Source organism: Nocardioides sp. QY071, assembly GCF_029961765.1.
Classification (GTDB): Bacteria; Actinomycetota; Actinomycetes; order Propionibacteriales; family Nocardioidaceae; genus Nocardioides.
Genome location: NZ_CP124681.1, coordinates 538,647 through 553,249 on the forward strand (window position 1 = coordinate 538,647; position 14,603 = coordinate 553,249).

16 protein-coding genes are annotated in these 14,603 nt (G+C 73.6%); 9 read left to right on the top strand and 7 right to left on the bottom strand.

Going from position 1 to position 14,603, the window contains the following annotated elements:
- Positions 1-13 precede the first annotated feature (13 nt).
- Positions 14-253: a hypothetical protein gene (locus tag QI633_RS02560; RefSeq protein WP_141800528.1), complete on the bottom strand. Its 240-nt coding sequence runs from the start codon at positions 251-253 to the stop codon at positions 14-16.
- Between the two features lie 82 nt (positions 254-335).
- Here QI633_RS02560 and QI633_RS02565 point away from each other — a divergent pair, with 82 nt between their 5' ends.
- Positions 336-599: a DUF4229 domain-containing protein gene (locus QI633_RS02565; protein ID WP_141800527.1), complete on the top strand. Its 264-nt coding sequence runs from the start codon at positions 336-338 to the stop codon at positions 597-599.
- Between the two features lie 9 nt (positions 600-608).
- On the opposite strand, the gene QI633_RS02570 is transcribed toward QI633_RS02565, so the two are convergent.
- The 5 genes from QI633_RS02570 to QI633_RS02590 are packed head-to-tail and all read right to left on the bottom strand — an operon-like array spanning position 609 to position 5,203.
- Positions 609-1,490 (bottom strand): 1,4-dihydroxy-2-naphthoate polyprenyltransferase, encoded by an 882-nt coding sequence (locus tag QI633_RS02570; protein ID WP_141800526.1) that lies wholly within the window; start codon positions 1,488-1,490, stop codon positions 609-611.
- 10 nt (positions 1,491-1,500) lie between these two features.
- The gene (locus QI633_RS02575; RefSeq protein WP_282427989.1) at positions 1,501-2,790 is read right to left on the bottom strand and encodes an MFS transporter; all 1,290 of its coding nucleotides are present in this window, start codon (positions 2,788-2,790) and stop codon (positions 1,501-1,503) included.
- A 60-nt stretch (positions 2,791-2,850) separates the two neighbouring features.
- On the bottom strand, positions 2,851-3,246 hold the full coding sequence (locus QI633_RS02580) for an MAPEG family protein (protein ID WP_282427990.1): 396 nt from the start codon (positions 3,244-3,246) through the stop codon (positions 2,851-2,853).
- Positions 3,243-4,232, bottom strand: a complete 990-nt coding sequence (locus tag QI633_RS02585; protein WP_282427991.1) for a hypothetical protein — start codon at positions 4,230-4,232, stop codon at positions 3,243-3,245. The genes QI633_RS02580 and QI633_RS02585 overlap by 4 nt, the downstream gene beginning before the upstream one ends.
- Positions 4,229-5,203: a glutamate-cysteine ligase family protein gene (locus tag QI633_RS02590; RefSeq protein ID WP_282427992.1), complete on the bottom strand. Its 975-nt coding sequence runs from the start codon at positions 5,201-5,203 to the stop codon at positions 4,229-4,231. The genes QI633_RS02585 and QI633_RS02590 overlap by 4 nt, the downstream gene beginning before the upstream one ends.
- Before the next feature lie 55 nt (positions 5,204-5,258).
- On the opposite strand from QI633_RS02590, the gene QI633_RS02595 reads away from it, so the two are divergent.
- Complete coding sequence (locus QI633_RS02595) at positions 5,259-5,705, top strand: MarR family winged helix-turn-helix transcriptional regulator (protein WP_141800521.1); 447 nt, start codon at positions 5,259-5,261, stop codon at positions 5,703-5,705.
- Here the strand turns inward: QI633_RS02595 and QI633_RS02600 are convergent.
- A complete protein-coding gene (locus QI633_RS02600; RefSeq protein ID WP_282427993.1) occupies positions 5,695-6,996 on the bottom strand; it encodes an MFS transporter in 1,302 nt (433 codons plus the stop codon). The two genes, QI633_RS02595 and QI633_RS02600, sit on opposite strands and share 11 nt — an antisense overlap.
- Before the next feature lie 38 nt (positions 6,997-7,034).
- Between QI633_RS02600 and QI633_RS02605 the strand changes: the two genes are divergently transcribed.
- The 7 genes from QI633_RS02605 to QI633_RS02635 all read left to right on the top strand — a co-directional run bounded on the left by QI633_RS02605 (position 7,035) and on the right by QI633_RS02635 (position 14,602).
- Positions 7,035-8,081: an AMP-binding protein gene (locus tag QI633_RS02605; protein WP_260806535.1), complete on the top strand. Its 1,047-nt coding sequence runs from the start codon at positions 7,035-7,037 to the stop codon at positions 8,079-8,081.
- Positions 8,078-9,037, top strand: a complete 960-nt coding sequence (locus tag QI633_RS02610) for an o-succinylbenzoate synthase (protein WP_141800519.1) — start codon at positions 8,078-8,080, stop codon at positions 9,035-9,037. The genes QI633_RS02605 and QI633_RS02610 overlap by 4 nt, the downstream gene beginning before the upstream one ends.
- Positions 9,034-10,638, top strand: coding sequence for a 2-succinyl-5-enolpyruvyl-6-hydroxy-3-cyclohexene-1-carboxylic-acid synthase (gene menD, locus QI633_RS02615; RefSeq protein ID WP_282427994.1), 1,605 nt, complete (start codon positions 9,034-9,036; stop codon positions 10,636-10,638). Before QI633_RS02610 ends, menD begins: the two co-directional genes overlap by 4 nt.
- Before the next feature lies 1 nt (position 10,639).
- Positions 10,640-12,505, top strand: coding sequence for a Na+/H+ antiporter (locus tag QI633_RS02620; protein WP_282427995.1), 1,866 nt, complete (start codon positions 10,640-10,642; stop codon positions 12,503-12,505).
- 38 nt (positions 12,506-12,543) lie between these two features.
- Positions 12,544-13,182 carry an MBL fold metallo-hydrolase gene (locus QI633_RS02625; protein WP_282427996.1) on the top strand — a complete coding sequence of 213 codons (639 nt, stop codon included), beginning with the start codon at positions 12,544-12,546 and terminating at the stop codon, positions 13,180-13,182.
- A 64-nt stretch (positions 13,183-13,246) separates the two neighbouring features.
- A complete protein-coding gene (locus tag QI633_RS02630) occupies positions 13,247-13,906 on the top strand; it encodes a hypothetical protein (protein ID WP_282427997.1) in 660 nt (219 codons plus the stop codon).
- 6 nt (positions 13,907-13,912) lie between these two features.
- Positions 13,913-14,602, top strand: a complete 690-nt coding sequence (locus QI633_RS02635; protein ID WP_141800514.1) for a demethylmenaquinone methyltransferase — start codon at positions 13,913-13,915, stop codon at positions 14,600-14,602.
- The last annotated feature ends 1 nt before the right edge of the window (position 14,603 follow it).

Below are 14,603 nucleotides of genomic sequence, written 5' to 3' on the forward strand. Positions count from 1 at the left end.
GAGGCCGGCCGGCTCAGGCGTCGGGGGAGTCCGGCGGCTGCGGTGTGTCGCGGTGTCGCTCCCGCTGGCGGCGACGCCACTCGAGGTCGCGCAGGAAGCCCTCGTCGTCGTCAGGGGCGACCGGACGGGTGGGCGGGTGCGGCTTCGGCGTCCGACGACGCGCCGGCTGGTCGCCGTCGCCGTGCTCCTGCAGCCAGCGGACCGCGAGGTAGGTCACGGCCGCGAAGACGAGGACGACGAGCAACAGCTTCACGTCTCCAGAGTAGGACCTGGGCGGTGAGATCGTTCCCCCTCCCGATGACCTTCTCCGCGCTTCTCCGGCCTAGGCTGGACAGGTGAAGGAGTTCTGGATCTACACGGCCCTGCGCGCGGGCCTGTTCATCGGCGCGTTCTGCGTGGTGGGCGGCGTGTGGCTGCTCGTCGCCGACACCGTCAACGTGCTGTGGGTCATCGTGATCGCCTTCCTGGTCAGCGGCGTCGCGTCGTACGTCCTGCTCGAGCGGCAGCGCTCGGCGTTCGCGGTGAAGGTCGAGAACCGCGCGGGCCGGATCACCGAGAAGTACGAGGAGATGCGGTCCAAGGAGGACACGGAGGACTGAGGCGAAGCCTCAGCCCACGACCAGGCCGACGCCGGCCAGCACGGCCCAGACCAGCTCGGCCACCCCGGTCTTCTGCAGCACCGGGATCAGCGCCGGGCCCTGGGCGCCGCCGAGGACGATCCGTGCCGCCGCCACGGCGGGCAGCAGGAAGCCCAGGCCGAGCAGTGCCCACCAGGTGGTGAGGGCCGCGAGCACGACGACGGCGGCGGCGGACAGGCCGACGAGGACGGCGTAGAAGCCCCGGGTACGACGGTCGCCGAGCCGCACGGCCAGTGTCATCTTGCCGGCGACCCTGTCGGTGGGGATGTCGCGCAGGTTGTTGGCGACCAGGATCGCGCAGGCCAGCGCGCCGACACCGGTGCCGGCGGCGAGGGCGGCCCAGCCGCTGGCGCCCCAGCGCTCGGTCTGCACCCAGGTGGTGCCGACGACGGCGACCAGGCCGAAGAACACGAACACCATGACCTCCCCGAGCCCGAGGTAGCCGTAGGGCTTCTTGCCACCGGTGTAGTACCAGGCGGCGAGCACGCAGAGCGCCCCGACGAGGACCAGCCACCACGAGGTGGTCGCCGCCAGGACCAGGCCGGCGACGCCGGCGACGCCGAAGGAGCCGAAGGCGGCGCGCTTCACCGCGCCGGGGCTGGCGAGCCCGGAGCCGACCAGGCGCAGCGGGCCGACCCGCTCGTCGTCGGTGCCACGGATGCCGTCGGAGTAGTCGTTGGCGTAGTTGACGCCGACCTGGAGGGCCAGGCTCACCACGGCGGCGAGCAGCGCCTTCCACCAGACCCCGCGGTCGTCGTACACGGCGACGGCGGTGCCGACGACGACCGGCGCGACCGCCGCCGGGAGGGTGCGGACGCGGGCGCCCGCGATCCAGTGCGCTGCAGTGGCCATAGCCGTCGATTCAAGCAGGCGCGGCCGCGGCGTCGTCCAGCCGGGTCAGGTGGCGCTCGGCGGCGCGTGCTGCCGGGTGGATGAGGACGGCCGCGACGAGGACGATCCCGGCGATCACGAACCATCCCGGGGTGCCCCACTCCATGGCGAGGAAGGTGTACGCCGCCGGCGCCCAGACCGTGCCGAGGGTATAGCCGAGCTGGGAGACGCCCTGGTACTCGCCGCGGCGCGCGGGGTCGGACAGCTCGGCCTGCAGGCCCCACTCCCCGGCGGACTGGAACAGCTCGGCGCCGGTGACGGTGACGTGCCCGATCCAGACCAGCGCGATGGTCACCCAGCCGACGGTGTCGTGGGTGACCAGCACGATCCCGCAGGACAGGACGAAGAAGAACGCACCCCGGCGCTGGGCGCGCAGCGAGTCGCCGACGGTGGTGACGCCGCGGGCCGCCGCCACCTGGAGCAGCACCGCCATCACCGTGTTGGTGCCGAACAGCCAGGCCAGCAGCACCCGCGGCGCGTCGGTCTCCTCGACGAGCCACAGCGGGATGACGACGTTGAGCAGCACCTGGTGGGTGCCGAGGATGCCGCCGCAGACCGCCATCGCGACGTACCCCTTGTTGCGCAGCGCACTGCGCCGGTCGCCGTCCCGTCCGTCGGTCACCGCCTCCAGGGCCTCCTCGAGCGGCGCCTCCTCGGCGTGGTGCGCGACCGAGGGCAGCCGGGAGACGAGGGCGGCGTTGAGGACGAGCAGGGTGGCCGTCGCGAGCGGTACGGCGCGGATCACGTGGTCGTCGTTGGTGGCCAGCGCGATGCCGGCCAGCAGGGCGCCCAGGGTGTAGCCGACGTTGCGGGCGGCGCGGAAGTAGGCGTTGGACGACACTCGCTCCTCGCGCGGGAAGACGTCGAAACGGTAGGCGTTGCGCGCCGACCGGCTCGCCGACGTGACGTTCTCCAGCACGATCATCATCGCGACGAACGTGAGCAGCCCACCGACGGCCAGCCACGCCAGGTAGAGCAGCGCCTCGACCAGCGAGGCGAGCGCCCAGACCCGCTTGGCGCCGTAGCGGTCGGAGAGCTTGCCCAGGGGTACGGCGAGCAGGAAGGTCACCAGGCCCGCGATGGACAGGCCCAGGCCGACCTGGGCCGCGGACAGCCCGACGATCTGGGTGAAGAACACCGCGCTCCCGGTGAGGAACACCCCGTCGCCGAAGGCGGAGAGCACGGACTGGCCGGACAGACGGCGGACGAGAGGAGTGGGGCCGGCGAGGCGGGTGACCCGGTCCGAGAGGAGGTTGGGCATCGAGAGGAGAACCTATGCCCGGCGCCGGCCGGCTGTCGAAGGACTTCCGGGGGATCCGGGTCACATCGCGACGAGCGCCGTCACCCCGAGCGCGATGCCGGACAGGTAGGTGAACATCGCCCCGGAGTCGCGGACCGGGCCGTGCGCGGCCAGCGTCCTCGACCTGAGCATGCCGAAGGCGTGCCCGAAGCGGGCCGCGGTGGCGACCACGGCGAGCACGTCGAGCCACCAGCCGGCGGTCAGCGTGGAGCAGACGACGAGGAGGACGACGAGCGTCGGGACGTACTCGGCCGCGTTGCCGTGCGCGCGCTGCGCGATGAGCAGGCGGTCGGCCGGGTCGGTGGGCATCTGCGGTCCGTCCCCGCCGCGGATCGCCCTGTGCCGGGTGACGTTGGCGCCGAGGACGAACAGCAGCATGCCCATCAGGGCGATGCAGGTGATCACGATGGTGCTCATGCGAAGGCCTCTTCTCTCGGGAGGACGGTCGGGAGGACGGTCGGGAGGAGCCGGCGCAGGGTCGCACCGGCCAGGTCGGTGCCCAGCAGGGCGTCGGTCTTGCTCGTGCCGCCGGGGCAGGTCACGTTGACCTCGATCAGGCGGCCGTCGATGACGTCGAGGCCGGCGGTCGCGATGCCGTGGCGGGCGAGCAGGGGAGCGACGGCGGCGACGATGCGCCGGTCGGCGGCGTCGACGCTCGCAGGGGCGGAGGGCGGCCCGATCCGGAAGTCGCCGGGCTCGAGGTGACGCAGGACGGCGCCGACGATCTCGCCGTCGACGAGGAACAGCCGCTTGTTGCCGTCGGCGACGGCGCTGAGGTGGGCCTGCGCGATCACGTGCCGCCGGCCGCCGGCGGTCGCCGACTCGGCCAGCGCTCGCGCGGCCGCGTCGTCGTGCAGCAGCCACACGTCGAGGCCGCCGAACCCGTCGACCGGCTTCACGACGGCCGCGCCGTGCTCGGCCACGAATCGGCGCACCTGCGCGGGATCGGGGGTCACCAGCGTCGGTGGACAGAGCTCGGGGAAGCGCAGCGCGACCAGCTTCTCGTGCAGCGCGCGCACGCCCGCGGGGTGGTTGACCACCCGGGTGCCGGCGGCCTCGACCAGGTCGAGGAGGTACGTCGTGTGCAGGTACCGCGCGTCGACCGGCGGGTCGATCCGCAGCAGCACGAGCTGCACCGTCGCGGCCACGTCGACGGTCTCCGGGAGCCCGACGTGGCACCACGGCGTGCTGACGAGCCAGCGGTGGTCGTCGCCGCGGACGCGCGGACCGAGCGTCACCGGCGTGGCTCGTGCCAGCAGGCGCCCCGCGACCACCGTGAGGTCCTCGGGCGTGCAGACCCGGACGGCGACGCCGAGGTCCTGGGCCGCGGCGACCAGCCCGACGGTCGAGTCGACTGCCGGGTCCAGCCCGGCCCACGGGTCGGCCACGACCAGGACGCTCATGCCGCGACCCTCCGGCGCGAGCCGGTCAGGAGAGCGAGCCCGCGGTCCGCGTCGCAGCAGCCCGCCGCAGCGTCTGCCCAGTGCTCGGCCAGCCGGGCCCGCTCTCCCGAGAGGGAGGCGAGGGCCGCACGCCGGCGCTCGTCGTCGTACAGGAGCGCGGCGAGGCCGTGCAGCAGGTCGCCGACCTCGCGGGCAGGGCGGGCGTCGGGGAAGCGGACCTCGAGGTAGCGCCCGCGCGGGCGGACCGGCGGGAACAGCGTGCTGAGGTGCGCCTCGGCGCTCGCTCCGAGGAAGTCGGTGGCGCCGGCGGCGAAGGAGGCGTAGGCGGCGACCGGGTCGTCGCCGTGGAGCAGCCGGTCGTCGAAGGCGGTCCGCGCGGGGTCGACCGCGAGCCAGGTGGTGAGCCGGCCGTCGGGTCCGGTGCTGCGCGCGGTCGCGGCGGCGAGGAACGGGCCGGCCAGCAGCAGCACCCGCCACTGTTCGATCCCGGCGGCGCCCGGCCACCAGTCGAGGCAGGCCTGAGTGGAGGCGGTGGAGCGCATCATCCGGCGGCCGGCGGGGCCGATCGTGTCGAGGTGGTGCTCCATGGCGTCGTACCGCGGGGTGCGCAGGTGGCGCGGCGTGGCCGGGTCACAGCGGCGGACGGGGCGGGCGTCGAGCACCACCGAGTGCGGCTGCAGGTCGCGGCCGAGGGCGGCGGTGACCTCGACGAGGTGGCGGGCCGCGGCATCGGGCGACGGTGCGGACGGGAGGCTGATCTCGACCTGGCCGCCGGGCTCGAAGCTCAGCCAGGGTGCGTACCAGCGACCGGCGCTCGCCTCGCGGACCCGCTCGGGCGCGACGCTTGCGCCGCTGAAGAGGCCCATGGCGAACAGCTCCTGCTCGACCGCCACCCGGACCGTGCGGGTGCTGCCGGGGAGCTGCGGTCGGAACAGCCGGGCGACGGCGGGCCGAAGGGTTCGTACGTCCATGGCATCTCCTGATAAAGTAAGGCTGCCTGTCAATAATGGAAGGTAGCCTGTCGATATGTCAAGAGAGCTGAACCGCCCCGATCGCGAGCCGTTGATCGCGCTCGTGGAGAAGACGGCCCGGGCGCTGCGGGCCGACATGATCGCCAGCGCGCACCGCGCCGGCTTCCCCGAGGTCGCGCTCGCGCACTCGGCGGTGTTCGCGACCCTGCCGCCCGAGGGGGCCCGCGCCGCCGACATGGCCGCCCGTGCGGAGATCACCCGGCAGTCGATGGGCGAGGCGGTCCGCGACCTGGTCCGGCTCGGGATCCTCGAGATGGTGCCGGACCCCTCCGACGGGCGCGCGAAGCTGGTGACCTACACGGCGTACGGCAAGGAGGTCGCCCAGGCCGGCTTCGACCACATCACCGATCTCGACCGCCGGTTCCGCGCTGAGCTCGGCGACGAGGAGTACGACGCCGCCCGTCGTGTCCTCGAACGGGTGCGGACCCTGCTCACGCCGTGACGGTGGGTGCGCTCTCCCCGGCGGCGACGGGCCGGAAGTTCCGCTCGGCGAAGCGCCGTGCCGCCCGCACGGACGGACCGAGCCCGATCGTGGCGACGAGGATGATGCCCGCGATCACCAGCCAGCCCTCGGCGCCCCAGGTCAGGGCGAGGAAGGTGTAGACGGCCGGCGACCACTGGAAGCCCAGCGCGCCGGCGACCTCCTGGACGCCCTGGTACTCGCCGCGCCGGTCCGGGTCGGACAGCTCGGCCTCGAAGGACCAGCTGGCGCCGGAGATGGCGAGCTCGGCGCCGGTGACCGTGACGTGACCCAGCCAGACGAGCAGCACCGTGATCAGGCCGACCGTCGAGTGGGTGATCATCGTGATGACGCAGGAGGTCACGAAGAAGGCGGACGAGATCCAGACGTAGCGCAGGGCGTCGTCGAGGTTGCGCACCCCCTTCGAGGTGTAGGCCGGCAGGAAGATGCACAGCACCGTGTTGGTGCCGAACAGCCAGGCCAGCAGGACCTGCGGCGCGTCGGTGGCCTCGACCAGCCACAGCGGGATCACGACGTTGAGCAGGATCTGGTTGGTCCACATCACGCCGAGGAAGAAGGTCGTGAACATCCAGCCGATGTTGCGCAGCGGGCCGGGACCGGTCGGGCGGACGCGGGCCTCGCCGCTCGAGACGCGCAGGTCGTGCGGGGCGGCGGGCAGCCGGGTGATGCCCACGGCGTTGGCCACCATCAGCACGGCCGTGACCACGGGCGTCCACCGGATCACCTCGAGGCTGCCGGTGGCGAGCGCCAGACCGCCCACGAGGGCGCCCAGGGTGTGGCCGATGTTGAGCCAGGAGTACATGTAGGACTGCGTCTGCACGCGCGTCGCGGGCGGCAGCACGTCGTAGACGTAGGCCTGGTGGCTCGACCGTCCGAAGGCGGTGAAGGCGCCCATCAGGGCGGCCGCGACGACGTACTGCCCGAAGCCCTCGATGAACGGGAGCGCGAGGAACACCAGGGCGCGGGCCACGGCCTGGGCCGCCCAGATCCGCTTGGGGCCGACCCGGTCGATGATCCGGCCCGCGGGATAGGAGAACGCGAACTGGGCGATGCCCATGATCGTCAGTGCCAGGCCGGCGCGGCCCGCGGACATGCCCACGACCTTGGTCAGGAAGACCGCGCTGCCCGTCATGAAGGCGCTCTCGCCGACGGCGAAGACCATGCCCTGCGTGGCGAGTCGTCGCGGCAGGCCGGCAGGAGGCATCAGGCGGGCGAAGAACCCGCGTGGATCGCCCGGGAGAGGAGTGCTCATCGGCAGTCATTCTCGCCGGGCCCGCTAGCGTCTGTCGCGTGGATTTCTGGTCGCCCGAGGGCTCGCCCGACAGCGTGGTGGCGCAGGCGCGCGCCTGGCTCGACGGCCCCGACGACGTCGACCTGGTCGTCGCCACGTCCGGGTCGACCGGGCAGCCCAAGCGGGTCCGGGTCCCACGGGCCGCGGTGCTCGCGTCGGTGCGGGCCTCGGCGGCCCGGCTGGGGGCGAGCGGACCGTGGGTGCTGGCGCTGCCGCCGTCGTACGTCGCCGGGGTGCAGGTCGTGGTCCGCTCGCTGGTCGCCGGGCACGCGCCGACCGTGCTGGACGGTGACGGCTGGCCCGACGGCGACGGGTGGTTCGTCTCGCTGGTGCCGACGCAGCTGACGCGGATGCTGTCGTCGCAGCCCGACCTGGAGGCGCTGCGCCGCGCGCACACGGTGCTGCTCGGTGGCGGTCCGATCGGTGCGTCCCTGCGACTCCGGGCCGCGGAGCTGGGGGTCCGGGTGGTCGCGACGTACGGATCGGCGGAGACCGCCGGAGGCTGCGTGTACGACGGGATGCCGCTCGACGGGGTCGCCGTCGCGCTGGGGGAGGGTGGCCGGATCCGGATCGCCGGGCCGACCCTGTTCACCGGGTACGACGGCCGGCCGGACCTGAGTGCCGAGGTGCTCGTCGACGGCTGGTTCCTGACCTCCGACGCCGGCCGGTTCGACGAGGACGGGCGGCTGGCCGTGATCGGGCGGGTCGACGACGTGATCGTGACGGGCGGGCTCAACGTGCCGGGGCCGGCGGTGGCCGAGCGGCTGCGCGGGCATGCGGGTGTGGATGCCGCCGAGGTGCTCGGCGTACCTGATCCGGAGTGGGGCAACCGGGTCGTGGCCTTCGTCGTGGGGACGGCCGGGCTGGAAGAGCTGCGGGACTGGGTGGGCGCCGCGCACCCCCGGGCCTGGGCGCCGCGCCAGCTGGTGCTGCTGGACGCGATCCCGCTGCTGGCCAACGGGAAGCCCGACCGGCAGGCGCTGCTGCACCACCCGGAGGTCGAGGAGGTTGCGCAGCAACCGTCTCGAGACCAGGAGGTGCGATGAGGGTCGTCTCGATCCCGATGCGGACCCGCTTCCGCGGCATCACGGTGCGTGAGGCCGTGCTGCTGCCCGGGCCTGCCGGGTGGGGGGAGTGGAGCCCGTTCCTGGAGTACCCGCCCGAGGTGGCCGAGCCGTGGCTGCGCTGCGCGGAGGAGGCCGCCGCCGGGACGTGGCCCGCGCCGGTGCGCGACCGGGTGCCGGTCAACGTGACCGTGCCCGCTGTCGGACCCGAGCGAGCGCACGAGATAGTGCTCGCCGGTGGCTGCGCGACCGCCAAGGTCAAGGTCGCCGAGCCGGGGCAGGGCCTCGCCGAGGAGGAGGCCAGGCTGGAGGCGGTGCGCGACGCGCTCGACACCCTCGGTCCGGGCGGCCGGATCCGGGTCGACGCCAACGGTGGCTGGTCGGTCGACGACGCGGTCGCCGCGATCGGCCGGCTGGACCGGGCCGCCGGCGGCCTGGAGTACGTCGAACAGCCGGTCACGTCCGTCGAGGACCTCGCGCTCGTGCGGCGCCGGGTCTCGGTGCCGGTCGCGGCCGACGAGTCGATCCGCCGTGCGGAGGACCCCTACCGGGTCCGCGAGCTCGACGCCGCCGACATCGCGGTGCTCAAGGTGCAGCCGCTCGGCGGGGTCCACGCGTGCCTCGAGATCGCCGAGCGGATCGGCCTGCCCGTCGTGGTGTCCAGCGCGCTGGAGACCTCGGTCGGCATCGCCGCGGGGGTCGCGCTCGCGGCCGCCCTGCCCGAGCTGCCGTACGCCTGCGGGCTGGCCACGGTGCAGCTGCTCACCGGCGACGTCGTGGGCGAGTCGTTGCTGCCGGTCGGCGGTGCGCTGCCCGTCGTACGACCTGCCGTGGAGGAGGCGCGCCTCGACGCCCTCGCCGCCACGCCGGACCGGGTGGCGCACTGGGAGGCCCGGCTCACGCAGGTGCGGGCGGTGCGGAAGGATCAGCGTCCATGACGGACAGCTCGTTCGCGCTCGCGGACGCCCTCGTCGACCGGCTGCGGCGAGCCGGCGTGAGCGAGGTCGTGGTCGCCCCCGGCTCCCGCAACGCGCCCTTGGCGATGGCGCTGTGGGCCGCCGCGCAGGCCGGCGCGCTCCGGCTGCACACCCGCATCGACGAGCGCACCGCCGGCTTCCTCGCCCTCGGCCTGACCAAGTCCGGCGCCCGCGCCGCCGTCCTCACCACCTCCGGCACGGCCGTCGCCAACCTGCACCCCGCCGTCCTGGAGGCGGTGCACGCCGGCGTCGGGCTGGTCGTCGTCTCGGCCGACCGCCCCGCCCGGCTGCGCGGCACCGGCGCCAACCAGACCACCGACCAGGTGGGCATCTTCGGCGGCTTCGTGCCGACGTACGACATCGACTCGGTGGCCGACCTCGCCGCCGTCCCCGCCCCGTGGGACTCCGTCGTCCACCTCAACCTCCAGCTCGACACCCCGCTCGTGCCTGATGTGTCCCGCGCCCCATGCGAATTGGCTGCGATCGAGCCGGATTCGCGACCAATTCGTACGGGGCGCGGTCACGACCCGCTCACGGAGGGGCCGCGGACCGTCGTGGTGGCGGGGGACGACGCGAGCCAGCGGGCGCGGCAGCTGGCCGAGGCCGCCGGCTGGCCGCTGTTCGCGGAGCCGTCCAGCGGCTCGCGGACCGGCGAGAACGCGCTGCGCACCTACCGCCTGCTGCTCGCCGGACCGCTGGGGGCGCGGATCGAGCGGGTCGTCGTGTTCGGGCGCCCGACCCTGTCCCGGCCGGTGACCCGGCTGCTCGAGCGCGCCGACGTCGAGGTCCTCGTGGTGCCGGGGCCGGGTGTGTGGCCGGTTCGGCCCGACGGGTCCCGCACGATCGACGGACCGGTGTGGACCGCGGACCAGCCCGACGACCCGGCCTGGCTCGACGCCTGGCGTACGGCGGACCGCGAGCTCGGCCGGCGCATCGACCGGCTGCTCGCGGAGCAGCCCGCCCTGACGCCGTACGACGTCGCGGCGGCCACCCACGCCGCCCTCCCCGCCGGCGGCCTGCTGGTCGTGGGGGCGTCGAGCCCGATCCGCGACCTCGACATCATGGCCCGCCCGCCCGCGGTCGGCACCCACCGCAAGGTGATCGCGAACCGCGGCCTCGCCGGCATCGACGGCACCATCAGCACCGCCGTCGGCGCCGCACTGGGCCGCCCCGACGGCACCCGGAACCTCGCCCTGATGGGCGACCTGACCTTCCTGCACGACCAGACCGCGCTGGTCCTGGGACCCGACGAGCCGCGCCCGGACCTGACGATCGTCGTACCCAACGACGACGGAGGCGCGATCTTCTCCATGCTCGAGCAGGGCGCCCCCGAGCACGCTGCGTCTTTCGAGCGGCTCTTCGGCACCCCCCACGGCCACGACCTCGCCGGGCTCTGCGCGGCTGCCCGGGTCCCGCACCTGCGGGTCACCTCGCGCCCCGAGCTGGACCAGGCGCTGGCCAGTCCCAACGGCGGCATCGAGGTGGTCGAGGCCGTCGTGTCGCGGGAGGGCCGGCGCGAGCTGGACCTGCGGATCCGGGCGCTCGCGACCGAAGGAGACTGACGTGGAGATCGCCTTCCTGCTCATCGCCATCGCGGCCACGGTCCTGACGGTCACCGCGATCTCGGAGCGCTTCGAGGTCCCGGCGCCGTTGACCCTGGTCGTGGTGGGCGTCGCGGCGTCGTACGTCCCGGGGGTGCCGGAGCTGCGCCTCGAACCCGAGGTCGTGCTCCTCGGCCTGCTCCCACCGCTGCTCTACTCGGCCGCGGTCAACACCTCGCTCGTCGACTTCAACGCCAACCGGCGTCCGATCCTGCTGCTGTCCGTGGGCCTGGTCGCGTTCACGACGTTCGGCGTCGCCGCCGTCATCCGCCTCGTCATCCCGGACGTCGAGTGGCCGCTGGCGCTCGCGATCGGCGCGGTCGTCGCGCCGCCCGACGCGGTCGCCGCGACCGCGATCGGCCGCCGGATCGGGCTGCCCCGGCGCATCGTCACGATCCTCGAGGGCGAGTCGCTGTTCAACGACGCGAGCGCGCTGGTCGCGCTGCGCGCCGCCGTCACCGCCATCGGTACGACGGTCACCGCCTGGCAGGTCGGGCGCGACTTCGTCATCGCCGCCGGGGGCGGGGTGGCGATCGGGGCACTGACGTTCGTGGTCGTCGGCTTCTTGCGCAAGAAGGTCACCGATCCGCTGATGGACACCGCGATCTCGCTGGTGATCCCGTTCGCGGCGTACATCGTCGCCGAGCGGATCCACGCCTCGGGCGTGGTCGCGGTCGTGGTGGCGGGCCTGGCGCTCGGGCACGTGGCGCCGGTGCTGCAGACCGCGCAGTCGCGGATCGCGGAGCGGATGAACTGGCGCACCATCGCCTACGTCCTGGAGAACACGGTCTTCCTCCTCATCGGGCTGCAGGCCGACTGGCTGCTGGCCGAGGTCGGCGAGAGCGAGTTCGGTGTCGGCACCGTCGCCGTCGCCTGTGCCGCCGTGTTCGTGGCCGTGGTGGTGCTGCGGATGGTGTGGGTGTTCGCCGGCCAGGCCTTCCTGCTGCGCCACGGCCCGGACCCGGTGACCGGGGAGCAGCGCTCGTGGCGCTACTCCTTCCTCATCGGCTGGGCGGGCATGCGCGGCGTGGTCACCCTGGCCGCCGCGTTCACCGTCCCCGAGGACACCGCGCACCGCGAGGTGCTGCTGATCGTCGCCTTCACGGTCGTGGCCGGCACCCTTCTCGGTCAGGGCCTGACCCTGCCCCTCCTGGCCCGCAGGCTCCACGTGCCCTCGCCCGACCCGCACGACGACGCCCTCGCCCGGGCCACCCTGCTCCAGCAGGCGGCCAAGGCCGGCATCCACCGGCTCGACGAGCTCGCGGTCGACTGCGACGACCCGCACCAGGTCCGCGCGCTGATCATCCAGCGCATCGAGCAGCGCAACTTCGCCGCCTGGGAGCGCCTCGGCACCACCGAGGGCGAGGAGAGCCCGAGCGACCTGTACTCACGCTGGCGCGGCGAGATGATCGAGGCCGAGCGCCGCCGGGTGCTGGAGATCCGCTCCACCGGGTCGGTGCCCTCGGAGATCGTCAGCGAGGTGCTGGCCATGCTCGACGTCGAGGAGTCGATGCTCGACGCCGCGGAGGCCGCCCGCGCGGACCTGCGCGCCACCAGCCGGATGCAGCGCAACGACGGCTGCGAGCACCTCGCCGACGCGCCGCTGCTCGACCCGCCGGACGACCCGGTCTGCACCGAGTGTCTCGCCGAGGGCACCCGCTGGGTCGCACTGCGGATGTGCCTGTCCTGCGGCGAGGTCGGCTGCTGCGACTCCTCCCCGAGCCGGCACGCCACGGCCCACTTCCGCGCCACCCAGCACCCCGTCATGCGCTCGGTCGAGCCGGACGAGGACTGGCGCTGGTGCTACGTGCACCACCAGACCGGCTGAGCCAGGCTGAGCCTGGAGCCGCCGCTAACGTGGACGGCATGCGCCTCACCAAGTTCGGTCATTCCGCGGTCCGGCTCGAGCACGGCCCTACGACGATCGTCCTCGACCCCGGCGTGTGGAGCCAGCGCGAGTCCGTCGAGGGCGTCGACGCGGTGCTGGTCACCCACGAGCACCCCGACCACTACGCGCCCGACCACCTGCGGGCCACGGACGCGCCGATCTTCACCATCGACGCCGTCGCCGCCCAGATCCGCGAGCACGCGCCGGACCTGCTCGAGCGGGTCACCGTGGTCGCCCCCGACGAGGCCTGGACGATCGGCGGGTTCGCGATCCGGGCGGTGGGCGAGCTGCACGCGGTGATCCACCCGGAGCTGCCGCGCTTCCACAACAGCGGCTACCTGCTGACCGCGGGGGAGAGCACGGTGTTCCACCCCGGCGACGCGCTGGTCGCGCCGGAGGCGGCGGTCGACGTACTGCTGGCGCCGGTGTGCGCGCCCTGGATGCGGGTCTCCGAGGGCGTCGACTTCGCCCGGGAGGTCGGTGCGCCGCGCAATGTCGCCATCCACGACCGGGTGTTCTCCGCCGAGGGGCTCGGTGTCGCCGACGCGCAGTTCGGCCGGTTCCTCGAGGCCGCGGGCCAGGAGTACGCCCGGCTGGCCGACGGCGCCGACCTCTGATCCGCCGGCGGTCGCTGGACGGGCCGGTCAGCACACGCTCAGGTCGACCCGGCATGATGGCCTGATGCCGATCGCTCGATCCACAGTCGTGGGCGCCACCTCCGGCGTCCTCCTCCTCGCCGGAGCCGTGGGCTTCGGCGTCGGCCTCCCGAAGGTCGTCGACGACCCGGCCGCGGTGCCCACGCTGCCGACCAAGCTCGACGACCGCTTCGTCGCGCTCCAGGCGATCACGCCGGAGCAGGCCGGCGCGACCTCGCCCGACCAGGCGGCCCAGATCAAGACCTTCACCGACCGCGCCGCGAAGTCGGAGGAGGAGACCCGCAAGATCCTCGCCGAGCAGTACGACGAGGCCGCCGTCCGCGCCTACATCGACGTGCCCGCCGCCTCCTCCTCGTCCCAGTCCATCCCGGCGCAGATCGCGGTGACGGTCGTCCCCGGCAACGCCGGGCTGGTCAACCCGAGCGGTCCGTTCGTCGTCGACGAGTCGGGTTCGCACTACACGCTCGAGGTGATCGACGGCAGCCACTGCGCGATCGCATGGAACGAGCCGGTCGACCAGACCACCGGCACGCCGACCGACCAGAAGCCCACCGGCGCCGACTACCGCGTGCAGTGCCGCAAGGAGGTCGACGGCCTCACCTACGACCTCTACACCAACGGCCTGACGCCCGACGAGGTCGCGTCGTACGTCGACAAGGTGCTCGAGCTCACCGGAAGGGCCTGACGCCGCGTGGCCCGTGCAGAGCTCGACAAGCAGCCCGCCGACGTCCGACGGATGTTCGACACCGTCGCTCGGCGCTACGACCTGACCAACGACATCCTGTCCTTCGGGCAGGACCGTCGCTGGCGGCGCGACGTCCTCGCCGCGGTCGACCCGTCGTACGGCGACCGGGTGCTCGACCTCGCTGCCGGCACCGGCACCTCCAGCCAGCCGTTCCTCGACGCCGGCGCCGAGGTGGTGCCGTGCGACTTCTCGATCGGCATGCTCCAGGTGGGCAAGAAGCAGCTGCCCCACCTGCCGTTCACCGCCGGTGACGGCACGAAGCTGCCGTTCCGCGACGCGACCTTCGACGCGGTCACGATCTCGTTCGGCCTGCGCAACATCGTGGACCCGCTGGCCGGGCTCGCCGAGATGCGCCGGGTCACCAAGCCCGGCGGCCGGCTGGTGGTCTGCGAGTTCAGCCACCCCACGTGGAGCCCGTGGCGCACGGTCTACATCGAGTACCTCATGAAGGCGCTGCCCGCCGTCGCCCGCACCGTCTCCTCGGCCCCCGACGCCTACGTCTACCTGGCCGAGTCGATCCGCGCCTGGCCCGACCAGCGCGGGCTGGCCGACCTGATCGGCGAGGCGGGCTGGAGCAGGCCCGAGTGGCGCAACCTGTCGGGCGGCATCGTCGCCCTGCACCGCGCGACGGCCTGAC